The sequence below is a fragment of the Burkholderia sp. AU33803 genome (assembly GCF_002223095.1).
GTDB lineage: Bacteria > Pseudomonadota > Gammaproteobacteria > Burkholderiales > Burkholderiaceae > Burkholderia.
Genome location: NZ_NKFJ01000004.1, coordinates 1266320 through 1283501 on the forward strand (window position 1 = coordinate 1266320; position 17182 = coordinate 1283501).

Consider the following 17182-nt stretch of genomic DNA (forward strand, 5'->3'; position numbering starts at 1 on the left):
CGATGAAACGGAAAGCCGGGTTGCGCTTCGCGGTGCCGGGCCTCGCGCTGTGCGTGCTGGCCGGCACGGCCCGCGCCGACGACGAGAAGGTGCTGAACCTGTACAACTGGAGCAATTACTTCGCGCCGGATACGCTGGCCGGCTTCGAGAAGGAAACCGGCATCAAGGTGCGCTACGACGCGTACGACAGCGACGAGACCCTGCAGTCGAAGCTGCTGACCGGCAACAGCGGCTATGACCTCGTGTGGCCGACCAACGACTTCATGGCCAAGCAGATCCAGGCGGGCGTGTTTCGCAAGCTCGACAAGACCCGGCTGCCGAACCTGAAGTATCTCGATCCGTCGCTGCTGAAGCAGATGGCGCAATCCGATCCGAGCAACCAGTACGGCGTGCCGTACATGTGGGGCACCGTGGGCGTCGGCTACGACCGCGCCAGGGTGCGCGCGATCCTCGGCAAGGACCTGCCGGCCGACAGCCTCGACCTGCTGTTCAAGCCGGAGATCGCGGCGCGCGTCGCCGCGAAGTGCGGGCTGGGCCTGCAGGATTCCGCGAGCACCGTGCTGCCGCTGGCGCTGCGCTATATCGGCCGCGATCCGATGCACCCGTCCGCGCAGGACTATGCGGCCGCGCAGGCGATGCTGATGAAGATCCGGCCGTACATCCGCGAGTTCGTCAATTCCTCCGATGCCAACGAGCTGATCGACGGCGAGCTGTGCGTGACGGTCGGCTTCTCCGGCGCGATCAACCTGGCCGCGCAGAAGGCGAAGGCGCGCGATCCGAACCGCGACGTGGTGTACGACATTCCGCGGATCGGCACCCTGATGTGGTTCGACGCGATGGTCATTCCGGCCTCCGCGAAGCATCCGGACAACGCGCATGCGTTCATCAACTACATCCTGCGTCCGGACGTGACCGCGAAGATCTCGAATTCGACGCGCTACGCGAATGCGAACCAGGGTGCGCTGAAGCTGATGGACCCGGCGCTGGTACGCGATCCGGGCATCTATCCGGACGAGGCGACGCGGCGGACGCTGTTCACGCCGATCGCCGAATCGCCGGCCGCGATGCGTCTGGAAGGCCGGACCTGGCTCGGCTTCAAGACGGCGCGGCCGTGACCGCGCATCATGAAGCCGCCGAACGATTGAAACCACCGAAGCACACGAAGCAATCGGCAAGCGAAAGAGGAATGTCATGACAACGAGACGTCAACTGTTGAAACGCGGCCTGTCCGTATCGGGGGCGGCGCTGGCCGCCGGCGCGCTGGGCGGGTTGCTCGGCCGCACCGCGCACGCGCAGCAGGGCGCAACCTGGCACATGCCGGACGAGGGCGCGCCGCACACGGCGACCTGGATGGCGTTCGGCCCGAGCGAGGACATCTGGGGCGCGCGGCTGTTGCCCGTTGCGCGCGCGAACCTGGCCGCGATCGCGAAGGCGATCGCCGCGCACGAGCCGCTCAAGATGCTGGTGCGCGAGCAGGACTATGCGATCGCGTCGCGGCTGTGCGGTTCATCGGTCGAGCTCGTCCAGCACCCGGTCGACGATCTGTGGATGCGCGACACGGGGCCCGTGTTCGTGAAGAACGCGTCGGGCCAGCTCGGCGGCGTGAGCTTCAATTTCAACGGCTGGGGCAACAAGCAGGAGCACGACCAGGATGCGGAAGTCGCGCCGTTCGTGGCGGAGTGCGCCGGTGCGCGGCTGCTCGACACGCGGCTGGTGCTCGAAGGCGGCGGCATCGAGGTGGACGGCGAGGGCACGGCGATCATCACGCGCAGCTGCGTGCTCAACCGGAACCGCAATCCGGGCGTCAGCCAGGCCCAGTGCGAGGCTGAGCTGAGCCGGCTGCTCGGGCTGAAGAAGATCATCTGGTTGCCGGGCATCGCGGGCAAGGACATCACCGACGGGCATACCGACTTCTACGCGCGCTTCACGAGCCCGGGTGTGGTGGTGGCCGGGCTCGATACCGATCCGTCTTCATACGACCACGCGGTGACGCGGCAGCATCTGGAGATCCTGCGGAAATCCACCGACGCGAAGGGCCGCCCGTTGAAAGTCGTCGTGCTGCCGGGGCCGAAGTCCGTCCGGCATCAATACGAGAACGAGGCGTTCGCGGCCGGCTACATCAACTTCTACGTGTGCAATCGTGCGGTGATCGCGCCGGCGTTCGGCGACAGCCGCGCCGACCGCAATACGCGCGACACGCTCGTCGACCTGTTTCCGGGGCGCGAGATCATCCAGCTGAACATCGACGGCATCGCCGCGGGCGGCGGCGGCATCCACTGCACGACGCAACAGCAGCCGGCCTGAGCGCGGCTGCGGGCCGGCACGCGTGAACGGCCCGTACGACCGTAGTAGGCAGCTGTTCATTCCGGACTACTGACAACAATGCGGAATCCGTCTTGCGGGACGGAAGCCGGCGTGCTCGCGTGCGCGCCGACCGCACAAGGGAGTTGAAACATGATGAAACGACGTACCCATGCGAGCACCGGCAAGCGGATGCAGCGCACACCCGATAGCGGTCGGCGCGGCTTCATCCGATATTCGGCCGCCTTTATCGGCGTGCCGCTGCTGGGCAGCCTGACCGCTTGCGGTGGCGGCGGCGACGGTGCATCCGGCGCGGCTTCCACGTCGCCAGGCACGACATCTGGCACGACGCCGTCGACGCGGCAGGTCCAGTACCGGCTGCCGGCCGAAGATGCGCCGCACGCGTCGACCTACATGGCGTTTGCGTCCGGCGCGGATGGCATCTGGATGCCCGTCACGCCGCAAAGCACGGATGCCGGCATCGACCGCGTGCGGGCCGACCTGATGGACGTCGCGAAAGCGATCGGCGCGACCGAACCGGTCGACATGCTGGTGCTGCCGGCCGATCTCGACGCGGCCCGCGCGCTGCTCGCGACCGCGAGCGTCGCGAACCCCGACCTGCACGCGCGCTATGCGGCACGCGCCGCGGGAGCCGGCGGGATCAACCTCGTGCCGCTCGCCGACGGCTTCAACGATTTCTGGGTGCGCGACACGGGGTGCCTGTTCGTCAGGGATACGACGAACGGCGATGCGCTGAATGCGATCGGCTTCAATTTCAACGGCTGGGGCAACGCGAACACCGACGGCGCCGGCATGAGCCCGGGCGCGACGGTTCCGCCGGAAGTCGCGGCCGCGAGCAACCGGTCGAAGGCGGGCAAGTTCTTCCAGCCGTTCAGTCGCGACAACGCGGTGGCGGGCTGGATGGCGCAGCGCAAAGGCGCGAGCCTGATCCGCAGCACGCTGACGCTCGAAGGCGGCGCGATCGAATTCGACGGCGACGCGACGGCGATCCTCACCGAATCGTCCGTGCTGCACGTGAACCGGAATCCGCAGCTGTTCGACATCCCGAACGGCGTGATCGCGAATGCGACGCTGCTGCCGACGGCGAAAGACACGGTGCTCGCCGAACTGCAGCGCACGCTCGGCGTGCGGAAGATCATCTGGCTGCCCGGCACGGCGACCTATCCGCGCGGCAGCGGCGTGGGCGGCGCCGGCGGCGCGGCGACCCCGGCCGGCGAGACCGACATCACCAACGGGCACGTCGATTTCTACGCGCGCTTTCTCGCGCCCGGCGTGGTCGCGTGCTGTTACGACGCGTCGAATTCGACCGGCGAGCGCGCGTTGACGGACGCGAACCGGCAACGGCTCGCCGGCCAGACCGATGCGAACGGCCGGCCGCTGCAGATCGTCGAGCTGGTGCCGCCGGTCAATTTCGGCACGTCGGCCGGCACGACGCTGAACGACCGGCAGATGACGAATTTCGCGGCCGGCTACATCAATTTCTACGCCTGCAACGGTGCCATCGTCATGCCGAAGTTCAACGACGCGGCGGCCGATGCGGCCGCGGTCGCCGCGATCCGGCCGTATGCGGGGAGTCGCGCGATCGTGCAGGTCGACATCCTCGGCATCGCGTCGGGCGGCGGCGGCATCCACTGCTCGACCCGCGAAGTGCCGGCGTGAGCGAATCCCGTCATATCGATATTGAAATCGATTCGTTGTCCATGACGGGCGAATTCCTTAATCTGAGCCTGTAGTTCGTGTGACACCTCCTTGACTGGGATTCGCGCCCGCTGCTTGCAGCGGGCGTCTTTTTTTGGTGCGCCGCGTCTCACGCCGATCTCGGCGGGGGCGGTCGCGCACGGCGGCTCGCCTATGCCGGCTGCTGCACGTCCGCGCGATGGCCCGGATCGGCCGGGCCGGTGACGGATCGATGACTTGCCACGTCAGGGAGAGAAGCGCTCGTGATGGCCGTCACGCAGAAAGCGCCAGTGGTGAGCACCTTCGCGGACACCATTCATACGCCGGCCTGCCGCGTGAAACCGTCGTGGTACCCGATCTCGAGCGAAGACCGGATGATCGCGCCGGGGAACCAGCCGCGGATGTCGGCGCGCAGGGACGCGCGCAAGGTCATCGCGCTCGATGCAAGCCGTGCGTCGCTTGCGTCGAAACCGGTGGCGGATGCAGCGTTGATCGACGAGGCGGCGATCGCACTCGCCGGATGAGGTAGCAGGGCACGGCGCGTTGCTGCGCTCCGGGCCGGTGCGGCAACGCGCATCTCGTCGCGAAGCGACGGGTCTCCACTCCTTCCATACGCCAACAGGTTCCTGCCCGCCAGCAGCGCCGCATGCAGCCGGTTCGTGTGCGATTTGACTGCATGCGACCCTAGTGAAATGCGCCGCCGAGACGGGATTTCGATTTCGAAAACCCGATCGACACGTCGCTTCTCGATCTTGCGCGACTCATTCGTGTTGGAGATCGGGGATCTGACTTTTCTTATTTTGAAATTTTGAGAAATGGAAAATTCTCAAGATTTTCTCGTTTATATCGAATTGTTTTAATTATTTGCTCAATCAAATTGATTGTTTATTTCTTATATCGACGTGTGATATCGCATTGCCAGTGGGGCATGCGCCATACGTCGCGGTCACGAGAATCGTCGCGGCGATTTGCCTGCCACAACCATCGTCGCAAGACAAGGCGGCCTAATGGATAAATGGAATTCATATTTCTTACTCGTACTATTTGAGGAACATTTCCGGGCCAATAGAATTGCGAAGTCGTCGTTTTTCGAGGATAGAAATTCATTTATTCGAGATGGCGCGATGCGATCTGTATTTCGGGAATTCAAGCCCTCTGGAAAATCCTGAGCCGATCGGACTGTTTCGAGAAAAATCATCCATTTGAGAGGAAGTCCAACGATGAAAATGAACTTGCTTCGGGGTTGTGTTGCAGCAGGCATCGCCAGCGCCGCGCTGGTACCGTCGCTTGCCCACGCGTTCGACGGTGAACTGGCCTTCTACGGCAGCATTTCCGACGCCACCTGCAACGTGAACGGCCAGGCACCTGGCTCCAGCAATCGGCAAGAGGTGCAACTGGGCGATCGCGTCGACCCGGCCATGTTCGATGCGATCGGCAAGACGTCGAATGACGTCGAGTTCAGTGTAAAGATTGGCGGCAATACGGGCTGTACTGACGGCACGAAGGTCGTGATGGAATTCGATCCGGTGTCGGTCAACATCAACCCGTCGACCGGCAACCTGAAGCTCATCGGCACCAGGCCGGCAGAGGGCATCGAAATCCAGATCAAGGACGCGGGTAACACCAAGAGCGGCAAGATCATGCTCGGCACGCCGCAGACCGACCCGCAGATTGCGACCGTCGCGAGCAACACCGCGACCCTGACCTACAAGGCGGCATACGTGTCGACGGCCTTGCCGGCTGGCATCAAGGCAGGTTCCGGCAACTCGTTCATCCGGTACGTGCTCGCTTACCACTGACCGGTCCCATTCCCGTTACACGTCATGACATTGTCCATTCGCATTCCTTATTTTCGAGTCGTGACCTGTGTCGTGGCGTGGGCTGCCTGCGCCACGCTGGCGCAGGCAGCCCTTCTGCTGAACGGTACCCGCGTGATCTTTCCCGAGCGGGCGCGCGACGTGACGGTCCGGATGGAAAATTCCGGTACGGAACCGGTGCTCGCGCAGAGCTGGATCGACGATGGTCGCGTCGACGTTCCGCCCGAGAAGATGCGCACGCCGTTCGTCGTTGCGCCGACACTGGTGCGTGTCGAAGCCGGGCGGGGGGCCGTCCTGCGCATCACGAACATGCAGGCGTCGCTGCCCGCCGACCGCGAATCGGTGTTCTGGCTGAATGTGCTCGAGGTGCCGACGGTGCAGCAAGACGCGGACAACCAGCTGCGCTTTGCCTTCCGAACCCGTATCAAGCTGTTCTACCGGCCCTCGGCGCTGGCGAACGACGTCGCGATGGCGGAGGACAAGCTGGTCTGGAAGGTGGCTGACGGTACGGCGCACGCGGGCAGGCATCCGGTCGCGCTCGAGGTATCCAATCCGACGCCGTATTACGTGTCGTTCGGCAGGGTGGAGGGCGAGGTAGGCGGCACCTTCGTCGAGGCCGGTGGCGGGATGGTCGAGCCGTTCGGTGCCCAGCGTTTTCCGTTGCCGGGTGTCGCGCCGTCGCATCGCCCGACGACCGTGCGCTACATGACCATCGACGACTACGGCGGGCGCAGCACGATAACAAAGAAACTGACCGACTGAGCAGTTTTTACACGCAACGTATCCAGCAGGCACGACCCCCGCATGCCGATCCCGATATTTCGATTCGGTATGCGAAATTAACGTATCCACATGCGCAGTTCAGCAGGTTTTCATCATTCATGCGCGCCGGACCTCGCCCCGCGGCTACCGAAGCGGCCGTGCCTGCTGGCAGTCGCTTCGGTATTTGCGTCGGTCGCGATGACGTCGGGGGCCAATGCCGTCGCGGATACGGTCGACACGGTCGTGCGGGACGACGCGCGCCGCGAGACCGCCGGCGCATCGCCGGCAACCGGCAAGACGCATTTCGACGATTCGATGCTGATGCACGGCCCCGACAGTGGGGCGATCGATACGACACCGTTCGAACGTCCGAACGCCGTCGTGCCGGGGCAGCATCGTGCAGACCTGATCGTCAACGGGCAGTGGCGCGGCGTGGAACAGATCACGTTCCGTCACGATGCGCACGATGACGTGCGGCCCTGCTACGACCGGCTGTTGCTGCAGCGCGCCGGTGTCGACCTCGAGCGAAGCGCGCGGGGCCAGGACGGCAGTCAGCCGCCGAATCCGCTGCCCGACGGGTTGATCTGCGACACCCCTTCCCGGTATGTACCGGGGGCAGCCTTGTCGTTCGACGCGGCGGAGCAGAAGCTGTATCTGACGGTGCCGCAGTTCTACATGCGCCTCGCCAGTCAAAGTAGCTACGTCGATCCGGCGAACTGGACGAACGGTGTGCCGGCCGCACAGCTGAGCTACAACGCCAGTGTGTTCTCGACGCGTTCGAGCGGCTACGAATCCTCGCAGCTCTACACCGGGCTCTCGATGGCGGCCAGCGCCGGGCGGTTCCGGATTCGCCACAACGGCAACCTCACCTGGTCGCAGCGCGGCGGTGCCCGTTATCAGCGCGGTTACATCTACGCGCAAACCGATTTGCCCGACTGGCACGCGCAACTGCTGGCCGGCGAGAGTTCGACCAGCGGCGCGCTGTTCGACGCCGTGTCGTTCCGCGGTGTACAGATCGACAGTGACGACCGGATGCTTCCCGACGAGCAGCGCTACTACGCGCCGGTCGTGCGTGGCGTCGCACAGTCGAATGCCAAGGTGACGATCCATCAACGCGGCTATCTCGTTCACGAGACGACCGTCGCGCCGGGGCCGTTCGCGATCGACAACCTGCAGGCGATGAGCTACGGCGGCGATCTGAACGTGACCGTGACCGAGGCCAACGGCGAGACACGCAGCTTCGTGGTGCCGTTCGCGACCACAGTCCAGCTGCTGCGTCCCGGCCGCACACGGTTCAGCGCGATGGCAGGCCGGGCGATCGAACTCGGCGGCGACATCGGCACGCAGTACGTCGGCCAGTTCACGGTGCAACGCGGCGTCAACAATGCACTGACGGCCTATGGCGGCGCCGCGTTTGCGAACCGCTACCAGTCGGTACTGATGGGCGTCGGGCTCAATACGCCGATCGGCGGCTTCGCCGCGGACGTCACGATCGCGCGAACCCAGCCGCCAGGCACCGAGCGCCTGAGCGGTTCGAGTATTCGCGTGTCTTACAGCAAGAACCTGCCGAACAGCGGCACGAACTTTTCGCTGCTCGCGTATCGCTACTCGACCAAAGGCTATCTCGGCCTGCGCGATGCGTTGATACTGAACGGCCGGAGCGATCAGCGCGTGGGCGCCGACGCATTCGCGCGACTGCGCAATCGGGTCGATCTCAACGTGAGTCAGCAGATCGGGCGATCGGGCAGCGTCTACGCGAACGGATCGGCGCTCAGCTACTGGGCGGGAGGCGGGCAATCGCTGAGCTTCACGCTCGGCTACAGCACGCAATGGCGCGATGCGACCGTGACGGCGTCGGTGCAGCGCGTGCGCAACCTGTCCACCCGTTACGCGTCGTTCGGCGGCGGGGCGGGCAGCACGCTCGTCAGCGTGAACGTTTCGATTCCGCTCGGACGCGACTCGCGGCGCGCACCGATCTTCAGCACGCTGATGACCCGTGACAGCAGCAACGGCACGAGTGCCACGGCGAGCGTGGCCGGGCGTTTCGGCGAGCGCGGCGACGGATCGTACTCGCTGTCGTCGAGCTACGACGGCAACAACCGCGCGTCGTCGGGCAGTTTCGGCGTGGGCTATCAACTGCCGGTCGCGTCCGTGTCAGCGAACGTCGGCATCGGGCGCGACTATCAGCAGGCGTCGGCGAACGCGGCGGGCGCCGTGGTGCTGCACCCGGGCGGGCTGACGCTCGCGCCTACCCTGAGCGAGACGATCGGCGTCGTGCATGCGCCGCATGCGCGCGGCGCACTGGTGGCGAACACGAACGCACGCGTCAATCGGTTCGGCTACGCGATCGTGCCGAGCCTCACACCGTATCAGCTCAACCAGGTCAACCTCGATCCGAAGGATATTCCGGACGATGTCGAACTCAAGACGACATCGCGCAGCGTCGCGCCGCGCTCGGGATCGGTCGTCATGCTGTCATACGACACGCTGAAGGCGCGCGCGCTGCTGATCGACGCGCAGACCGAGGACGGCCGGCCGCTGCCGTTCGCGGCGCGCGCGCTCGATGCCCGCACCGGCGCCACGCTGGGCGCGGTCGGGCAGGGCAGTCGCCTGCTGGCGCGCAGCGCCGACGACGACGGGCAAATTCGCGTCGAATGGGGCGCGCGGGCTGATCAGCAGTGCGTGATCGACTACTCGGTGTCGCCGCAGGAGCGGACCGCGCGCGGCTACGTGACGCTGACGCGCGTCTGCCGTGCGATCCCCGTGACGGCGCCGGTCGCTCCAGGCCGTGGCGAGGGGCAATAGGTCGATGCACGGTCACGATTTCCTGCCCGCACCGGTGGTTATCCGAACGTCGTGCCGAGCCCTCGCAACGACCCGCGCCGGGAGGATCGCGCGCGCGGCGGTGGTGGCTTGCGCGGCGAGCGTCGGCGCCGTCACCGGCCACGCGGCGCTGTCCGTGGTCGGCACCCGCTTCGTCTATCCCGGCGATGCCCGTGCGCTGACGATCCTCGCGCGCAACGGTGGCGCCGAGCCGATCCTGGTTCAGGCGTGGCTCGACGTAGGCGACGCGAATGCCGATCCCGACCGCCTGCGCGTGCCGTTCGTCGTGACGCCGCCGCTCGTGCGACTCGATCCGGCACGGCCGCTGGCGATTCGCGTGCAGTCCATCGGCAGCGATTTGCCGACCGACCGGGAATCCTGTTTCTGGATCAACCTGCTCGAAGTGCCGCCGGCCGCGCCGACGCACGACAACACGCTGCGCATCGCTTACCGGCTGCGCATGAAGCTCCTGTATCGACCGCCCGGCCTCGCCGGCGATCCGGATCGTGCGCCGAATGCGCTGACCTGGACACGCGCGAACCGGCAGGCTGCTCCGACGATCGTCGCCACCAATCCCACGCCGTACTACGTGACGCTGACGCGCGTGCTGCTGAACGGCGAACCCGTCGTGCCGGCGAGCCGCGCGGTGGACATCGCGCCGTTCGGTCGGGCCGAGATTCCGGCCGGCACGCGGTCCGACGGAAAGGGGGACGCCGAGATCGTGTTCGACGCCGTCGACGATAGCGGCGCATCGAACGAATACCGGGCGCAGTTCGCGCCGCCGTGACCGACGGACCGTCAGTGCTTGCAGTACCCGTCCTGTCGGGGCATCGACAGGGTTTCAACCACAACAAGGAAAACGAGCATGAACAAGACATACGCTTTGGTATGGAACGCCAGGCAGGGCGTTTGGCAGGCAGTCGGCGAACGGGTACGCCGGCACGGCAAGTCCGCGATGCGCGCGCGCGTCGTCGCGGTGGCGACACTGCTTGCGGGTAATGCGGCGACGTCCGTGCATGCGCTGCCGACGGGCGAGAACATCGTGTCCGGGAAGGCCGACATTCTGCGCTACGACAACGGGCAGCAGATGTCGGTCAACCAGCACACCGACAAGCTGGTGACGGACTGGCAGACGTTCAGCGTCGACAAGGGGCAGCGCATCACGTTCAACCAGCCGTCCGACAGGTCGATCGCACTGAACCGGGTGATCAGCCAGGATGCCAGCGCCATCCACGGCAACATCGAGGCGAACGGCCGTGTGTTCCTCGTCAACCCGAACGGCATCGTGTTCGGCAAGGGGGCACAGGTCAATGTCGGCGGCCTGGTGGCGACGACGCTGGACATCAAGAACGACGATTTCGAAGCCGGCCGCTTCCGGTTCTCCGGCAAATCTCCGAGCGAAGTGCACAACGTCGGCAATCTCGTGGCGAGCGACGGTGGCGCGATCGCGCTGCTCGGCGCGAGAGTCATCAACAAGGGGATCGTCCAGGCGCAGATGGGCACCGTCGCGCTGGGTGCGGGCAGCGACGCCACGCTGAACTTCGATGGCCGCAAATTGCTGAACGTGCAGATCGACCAGGGCGCCATCAATGCGCTGGTCAGCAACGAACAGCTATTGAAGGCCGACGGCGGGCAGGTGCTGATGAGCGCGAAGACCGCGGATACGCTGCTGCGCACGGTGGTCAACAACCAGGGCACCATCGAGGCGCGCACGCTCAGGAACGTCGCGGGCCGGATCTCGCTGGACGGTTACGACGCCGGCACCGTCAATGTTGCAGGCACGCTGAACGCGAGCGCGACGACGCCGGGCAATGGCGGCACGGTCGACACCCGCGGCGCCGACGTGAAGGTGGCGCTCGGCGCGATGGTCGATACACGCGCGACCAATGGGCGCGGCGGCACCTGGCGCATCGCATCGTCCGACGTGTCGGTCAAGGCGGGAGCGAACCAGCCGGGTACGATCGTGGCCGACACGCTGTCGCGCAATCTCGCGACGACCGATGTCGAACTGGTCGCCGAACGCGGCGCGGTATCGGTCGACGGGCCGGTGACCTGGGCCAGCGGCAACCGGTTGGCGCTGGCCAGCCGGCAAGGCGACGTGTCGGTCAACGGTGCGCTGCGCGCGACGGGGGCGAACGCGCGGGTGGCCATCGATGCGAAGAACAACGTGCGGATCGCGGCACCGATCGCACTGACCGGCGCGAACGCGCTGCTGACGCTCGACTACGGCGTCGCGCATTCGCTGACGGGCGCCGCGGCCGTGACGCTGTCGGGCACCGGCGCCGGCTTCGAGTCGAACGGCTATCGCTACACCGTGATCCAGAACCTGCAGCAGTTGCAGGGCGTCAATACGAATCTCGATGGCTTGTATGTCCTCGGCAACAACATCGCCGGTTCCTGTTCCTACTACTCCTGCCCCACGTTCAAGACCCTCGGTTCGGGCGCGTCGTTCTCCGGCGTGTTCGATGGCCTCGGCAACACGATCAGCAACCTCACCATCACGAGCAGTGATCCGTATGCGGGGCTGTTCGGCCGCAACACCGGTACGCTCGCCAACCTCAAGCTGGCGTCGCTGCGCGTCAGTGCCGCGTCCGGTGTCGGTCCGGTCGCCATCGGCGGGCTGGTGGGCGAAAACGCCGGCAAGATCACGAACGTGACCGCGACGGGCATGCAGGTGAGTGCCGGCGCCAGCCGCAGCAACGCGCTGGGCGGCCTGGTCGGCATCAATAGCGGCGAGCTTTCGCAATCGTCATTTGCCGGATCCGTGGCCGGTAACGGGATGTCGTATGCCGTTGGCGGCCTGGTCGGCGAAAACCGCATCGAGTTGACGGGGGCAGGGATCGTGTCCGACAGCGAATCCAACGCCACCGTCACGGGCGGCGCATCGAACCAGGCATCGATCGGCGGTCTCGTCGGCGTGAATCGGGGCGGCGTCATTCTGCGGTCGACGAGTCGGGGCACCACGTCGGGCGTCAATATCGCCGGCGTGAACGTCGGTGGGCTCGTGGGCGCGAACCTGCTTGGCAGGATCGACGACGGAACGGCGCTGGGGCGTGTGACAGGGGGCTCGGGCGGTACGGCGGGCGGACTCGTCGGCGTCAATACCGGCAAGATTGCCAATTCGAGCGCAAGCGGTGTCGTCGACGGCCGATATGCGCAAGCGATCGGCGGCTTCGTCGGGCTGAACCAGGGCATCGTGACCGGCAGCAAGGCGCTGGGCGCCGTCATGAGCGCATCGACGGGTTCGACCGGCGGTTTCGTTGGCATCAACCTGGGCATGTATGCGTCCATCGACATGGCAGAAGCGCACGGCGCGGTCACCGGCGGGCAGGGCGCCAATGGCGGCTTCGTCGGCAGCCATCTCGGCGGCCGGATTGCACACTCGGTCGCGCGTGGCAAGACGACCGGCGGCAACTACAGCAAGACGGGTGGTTTCGTCGGCAGCAACGCGGCCGAACTGACCAACGTCGATGCGAGCGGCGACGTATTCGGCGGTGTCGGTGCATCGGTGGGGGGCTTCGCCGGCGCTAACACGACATCCGGCGAGATCGATACCGCGTCGGCAACCGGCAACGTCACGGGCGGCGCGTCGAGCACGGTGGGCGGGTTTGCCGGCGAAAACCTCGGCACGGTGCACGATGCATCGGCGTCGGGCTCGATCGGCGCCGGCTGTTACGCGACACTCGGCGGCCTGATCGGCCTGAATGCGGGGTTCGTCGAACGCTCGGCCGCGAGCGGGCGGATCAACGTGTCGTCGTACCAGACCTTGGGCGGTCTCGTCGGCATCAACCGGGGCATCTTCCGCAACAGCATCGCGGTCGGCGAGGCCGGGTTGCAGAAGATTGCCGGTCTCAATCTCGGTGTGATCGAGTAATGCGGCGGGCGGCGGGCGCGCATGACCGGCGCCCGCCGCTGCAGCAACGGGAGAAAACATGAAGACGAGTCAATGGTGCAAGCCATGGCGAACCGGCCGGACCGTCCGTCGCGTGGCGATGGCGGGATATCTGGCGCTTGCATTCGCCACACACGTCATGGCGCAGGGCGGTAGTGCTGCGACGGCGCAGAATTGCACATTCAGCAACACCCAGGCGTCACCCTGGAAGATGATCACGCCGTTGACGAGTATCACACCGGTCGACTCGATCCTGTATCAACGCACCGTTACGCTCTTCGTTTCGTTCAAATACGGCACTGCGCCCGAGGAGCACGAACTGGTGGGAGCCGGGCATTGGACGAACGGCGCTCTTGTCACGAACGGTGTCGCGAAGACGAACGTCAACGGGATCGGCTTCAAGTGGGCAGGCGTGTCCGGCGACGGCGTCGAGAATACCCTGCGGCAAGATTCGCAGCCGATGGTGACCATGAAGCGCAATCTCGGCCGCGCGAACCAGGGCGGTGGCGACGTACAGACGATGAGCTTCCGGCAATATCTCGTGCTCGACAAGCCCGTCTCGCAGTTGCCGCAAGGCAAGCTGGTCGTCAAGAGCTTGCCGGGCAATCCGACCGTCGAGGTCTATGCGATCGACTTGCCGAAAGGCGCCGCGTCGGTGGGCGGCACCGTGACGGTGCCGGAACAGACGTCCTTGTGCGCACAGGCTATCGCCTTCGTCGGCGTCGGCAACGTCTGCATCGGCAGCGAGTGCGAATTACATGTACCGAACCGCTGCGAGATCCAGTCGGACTGGGTCAAGCCGGTGACGCTCGGGAATTTCGCGATCACCCGTTTTCCGGCCTTGCACGCGGTGTCGGAGCCCGTCAGTTTCGATATCACGCTCAGCCAGTGCGCGGCCGCGGCCAAGCCGTCGATCAGTTTCCGCGACAAGGCCCCGCAGCCGAATCCCGACACAACGCTGCTGCAGTTGAGCGCGCCGGCCGGCCGGGCAGTCGCACGCGGGTTCAATATCGTGATGACGCACGGGCAGACGAAGCAACGGATTGCATACGGCGATCCGGGCACGGCACCGACCTATCCGATGATACGCAGCGGCGACACGGCGACGATCCCGCTGCTTGCCCAGTACATCCGAACCGGCACGGATGGCGAGCTGAGCCCGGGGAGCGCGAATGGGGCGGCGGAATTCACGTTCACGTTCCCGTGATGGCGCGCGCCGCGTCGCGCATGCCTCATCACGAAACCCGCTGAGCAAAGCACCATTTGTTGGTTCGGATTCGCCGCACGCGCTGATAGGTTAGCGGCTTCGCGACGACACACTCCGTTGCGATGTTCTTCGAACCGGGCCGCCGCGCGATCCGCGGCGGCCTTCATAACAAATCAGGTCGTGCTCATGAAATTCCACACGCTCGCTACGTGGCTCGTCGGAGCCGCGCTCATCACCGCAGGCACCGTCGCGCATGCGGACCGTCTCGACGACATCAAGAAGGCCGGGGTGCTGCGCGTCGCGACGTTCGACAGCAACCCGCCGTTCGGCTATGTCGACGGCAAAAGCAATCACATCGTCGGCCTCGACGTCGACTATGCGAAGGCACTCGCCGACAAGCTCGGCGTGAAGCTGCAGCTCCAGCCGACCAACCCGGCGAACCGCATTCCGTTCCTGACGTCCGGCAAGGTCGATCTCGTGCTCGCGAACTTCACGATCACCGACGAGCGCGCGAAGCAGGTCGACTTCAGCATTCCGTATTTCTCGTCGGGCCAGCAGTTTCTCGCGAAGAAGGGCGTGCTGAAATCGGCCGACCAGCTGAACGCGCTGCGTGTCGGTGCCGACAAGGGCACGACCAACGAGATCACGCTGCGCGAGAAATTCCCGAAGGCGACGATCGTCGCGTATGACGACACGCCGTTCGCGTTCGCCGCGCTGCGCGCCGGCAACGTGCAGGCGATCACGCAGGACGGCCCGAAACTGATCGGGCTGCTCGCGAACGTGCCGGACAAGCAGAACTACGAGATCCCGGCGTTCACGATCTCGAACGACTACATGGGTGTCGGCGTGCCGAAGGGCGAGACGCGCCTGCTCGGCTTCGTCAACGACACGCTGAAGGGGCTCGAGGCGAACGGCCGCGCCGCGCAGATCTACGACGCATGGTTCGGGCCGACGACGAAGACGCCGCTCACACGCATCTTCCGGATCGGCGACAAGACCTGATCCGCATCGCACGCGCGCCGCGACTGGCCAAAGCATCATTGGCCGAGCGGCGCTTTTCGCATTCTTCCGATCGCGCGCTTCGCGCCCGCAACACAGCATGCTCGGGTTGGCTCCCAAATACCTGTCCTGGCTCTGGCAGGGCTTCCTGCTGACGCTCGGCCTCGCGGCCGCGTCGGCCGTCGTCGCGACCGCCGGCGGGCTGTTGCTCGCGGTCATGCGCCATGCGCGCGGCACGGCGCCGCGCGCGATGGCGGCCGCGTACGTCGTCACGTTCCGCAACACGCCGCTGCTCGTGCAGTTGCTGTTCTGGTATTTCGGTGTCGCGTCGCTGCTGCCCGAACCATGGATCGCGTGGCTGAACGCGCGTCATGCGTTGAGCATCGGCCCGTTCACGCTTGCGTGGCCGTCGTTCGAATTCGTCGCGGGCTGGGTCGGGCTGAGCGCCTATACGGCTGCGTTCGTCGCCGAGGAGTGCGAAGCCGGCCTGCGCGGCGTGCGGCGCGCGCAGCACGATGCGGCGGCCGCGCTCGGCCTCACGCCGATGCAGTCGCTGCGTTACGTGGTGCTGCCGCAGGCGGTGCGCATCGCGTTGCCGCCGCTGTTCGGCCAATACATGAATCTCGTGAAGAACTCGTCGCTCGCGATGGCGATCGGCGTGGCCGAGCTGTCGTATGCATCGCGGCAGGTCGAGACCGAGACGTTCAAGACCTTCGCCGCCTTTGGCGTGGCGACCGTGCTGTATGTCGCGGCGGTGGCCGCGATCGAAGCGCTCGCGTATGCGGCCACGCAATGGCGCGACCGGCTGGGAGCGGGGCGCTGACGATGGATCTCTCGCTGCTGTTCGCCAATCTGCCGTACCTGCTCGTGGGCGCGTTCCCGGAAGGGCCGCTCGGCGGCGCCGCGCTGTCGCTGCTGCTCGCGATCGCGTCGGCCGTCGCCTCCGCCGTACTCGGCATCGCGCTCGGCGTGGCGATGGCGCTTGCGCGCGGCCCCGTGCGCGTGCTGCTGCTCGCGTTCATCGGCTTCTTCCGCGCGATTCCGGTGCTGATGCTGATTTTCTGGACCTACTTCCTGATGCCGATGCTGCTGCACATGGACGTGCCGGGGCTCGCGACGGTGGTGTGCGCGCTCGCGCTGATCGGCGGCGCGTATCTCGCGCATGCGGTGCATGCGGGCATCGTAGCGGCCGGCGACGGGCAATGGCAGGCCGGGCTGTCGCTCGGGCTCACGCGCTGGCAGACGGTGCGCTACGTGCTGCTGCCGCAGGCCATCCGGATCATGACGCCGTCATTCGTCAACCAGTGGGTCGCGCTCGTGAAGGACACGTCGCTCGCGTATATCGTCGGCGTGCCCGAGCTGTCGTTCGTCGCGACGCAGGTGAACAACCGGCTGATGGTGTATCCGGCACCGATCTTCCTGTTCGTCGCGCTGATCTATCTGGTGCTGTGCACGTCGCTCGACGGCGCGGCACGCTGGCTGCTGTCGCGGCGCCCGCGCGCGGAACGCGCCGCGCACGCGGCGGCCGAATACACGGAACCCGCGCGGTGACGGCATGCCGCGGCCGTTTCGAATGGCCGAAGATGGTGTGTCGTTAAGTCCGCGCAGCGGACAGCGCGTCACGCAGGCCAGCCCCGCTCGGGGGCAGGGGCACGGACGGTTGAGCGCCTGCTGCGCGCCGCT

12 protein-coding genes and 1 pseudogene are annotated in these 17182 nt (G+C 66.0%); all 13 read left to right on the forward strand.

Annotation, left to right across the window (positions count from 1 at the left end; genetic code table 11):
- The first annotated feature begins 2 nt into the window (after positions 1-2).
- A complete protein-coding gene (locus tag CFB41_RS08405) occupies positions 3-1115 on the forward strand; it encodes a polyamine ABC transporter substrate-binding protein (RefSeq protein ID WP_089456168.1) in 1113 nt (370 codons plus the stop codon).
- 76 nt (positions 1116-1191) lie between these two features.
- Complete coding sequence (locus CFB41_RS08410; protein ID WP_089456169.1) at positions 1192-2304, forward strand: agmatine/peptidylarginine deiminase; 1113 nt, start codon at positions 1192-1194, stop codon at positions 2302-2304.
- A 150-nt stretch (positions 2305-2454) separates the two neighbouring features.
- Entirely contained in the window at positions 2455-3981 is a 1527-nt protein-coding gene (locus CFB41_RS08415) for an agmatine/peptidylarginine deiminase (RefSeq protein ID WP_089456170.1), read from the forward strand.
- Positions 3982-4253: 272 nt separating this feature from the next.
- Positions 4254-4523, forward strand: a pseudogene (locus tag CFB41_RS08420) (alpha/beta hydrolase); the annotation flags it as partial.
- 696 nt (positions 4524-5219) lie between these two features.
- Positions 5220-5798, forward strand: a complete 579-nt coding sequence (locus tag CFB41_RS08425; protein ID WP_089456171.1) for a fimbrial protein — start codon at positions 5220-5222, stop codon at positions 5796-5798.
- Between the two features lie 24 nt (positions 5799-5822).
- Entirely contained in the window at positions 5823-6578 is a 756-nt protein-coding gene (locus CFB41_RS08430; protein ID WP_089456172.1) for a molecular chaperone, read from the forward strand.
- Between the two features lie 90 nt (positions 6579-6668).
- Positions 6669-9383, forward strand: coding sequence for a fimbria/pilus outer membrane usher protein (locus CFB41_RS08435; RefSeq protein ID WP_256940893.1), 2715 nt, complete (start codon positions 6669-6671; stop codon positions 9381-9383).
- 100 nt (positions 9384-9483) lie between these two features.
- On the forward strand, positions 9484-10188 hold the full coding sequence (locus CFB41_RS08440; protein ID WP_256940894.1) for a molecular chaperone: 705 nt from the start codon (positions 9484-9486) through the stop codon (positions 10186-10188).
- A gap of 78 nt (positions 10189-10266) precedes the next feature.
- Positions 10267-13275, forward strand: coding sequence for a GLUG motif-containing protein (locus CFB41_RS08445; RefSeq protein ID WP_089456175.1), 3009 nt, complete (start codon positions 10267-10269; stop codon positions 13273-13275).
- Positions 13276-13516: 241 nt separating this feature from the next.
- Positions 13517-14500, forward strand: a complete 984-nt coding sequence (locus CFB41_RS08450; RefSeq protein WP_256940895.1) for a fimbrial protein — start codon at positions 13517-13519, stop codon at positions 14498-14500.
- A 186-nt stretch (positions 14501-14686) separates the two neighbouring features.
- The gene (locus tag CFB41_RS08455) at positions 14687-15502 is read left to right on the forward strand and encodes an ABC transporter substrate-binding protein (RefSeq protein WP_089456177.1); all 816 of its coding nucleotides are present in this window, start codon (positions 14687-14689) and stop codon (positions 15500-15502) included.
- Between the two features lie 97 nt (positions 15503-15599).
- Complete coding sequence (locus tag CFB41_RS08460) at positions 15600-16322, forward strand: amino acid ABC transporter permease (protein ID WP_089440047.1); 723 nt, start codon at positions 15600-15602, stop codon at positions 16320-16322.
- Positions 16323-16324: 2 nt separating this feature from the next.
- A complete protein-coding gene (locus tag CFB41_RS08465; RefSeq protein ID WP_089456601.1) occupies positions 16325-17050 on the forward strand; it encodes an amino acid ABC transporter permease in 726 nt (241 codons plus the stop codon).
- Positions 17051-17182 lie beyond the last annotated feature (132 nt).

Excerpts from the sequence above, each read along its gene's own strand:
- CFB41_RS08460 (WP_089440047.1), top strand. The coding sequence starts at position 15,600 with ATGCTCGGGTTGGCTCCCAAATACCTGTCCTGGCTCTGGCAGGGCTTC.
- CFB41_RS08435 (WP_256940893.1), top strand. The coding sequence starts at position 6,669 with ATGCGCAGTTCAGCAGGTTTTCATCATTCATGCGCGCCGGACCTCGCC.
- CFB41_RS08455 (WP_089456177.1), top strand. The coding sequence starts at position 14,687 with ATGAAATTCCACACGCTCGCTACGTGGCTCGTCGGAGCCGCGCTCATC.
- CFB41_RS08445 (WP_089456175.1), top strand. The coding sequence starts at position 10,267 with ATGAACAAGACATACGCTTTGGTATGGAACGCCAGGCAGGGCGTTTGG.
- CFB41_RS08430 (WP_089456172.1), top strand. The coding sequence starts at position 5,823 with ATGACATTGTCCATTCGCATTCCTTATTTTCGAGTCGTGACCTGTGTC.
- CFB41_RS08405 (WP_089456168.1), top strand. The coding sequence starts at position 3 with ATGAAACGGAAAGCCGGGTTGCGCTTCGCGGTGCCGGGCCTCGCGCTG.
- CFB41_RS08425 (WP_089456171.1), top strand. The coding sequence starts at position 5,220 with ATGAAAATGAACTTGCTTCGGGGTTGTGTTGCAGCAGGCATCGCCAGC.
- CFB41_RS08465 (WP_089456601.1), top strand. The coding sequence starts at position 16,325 with ATGGATCTCTCGCTGCTGTTCGCCAATCTGCCGTACCTGCTCGTGGGC.
- CFB41_RS08415 (WP_089456170.1), top strand. The coding sequence starts at position 2,455 with ATGATGAAACGACGTACCCATGCGAGCACCGGCAAGCGGATGCAGCGC.
- CFB41_RS08410 (WP_089456169.1), top strand. The coding sequence starts at position 1,192 with ATGACAACGAGACGTCAACTGTTGAAACGCGGCCTGTCCGTATCGGGG.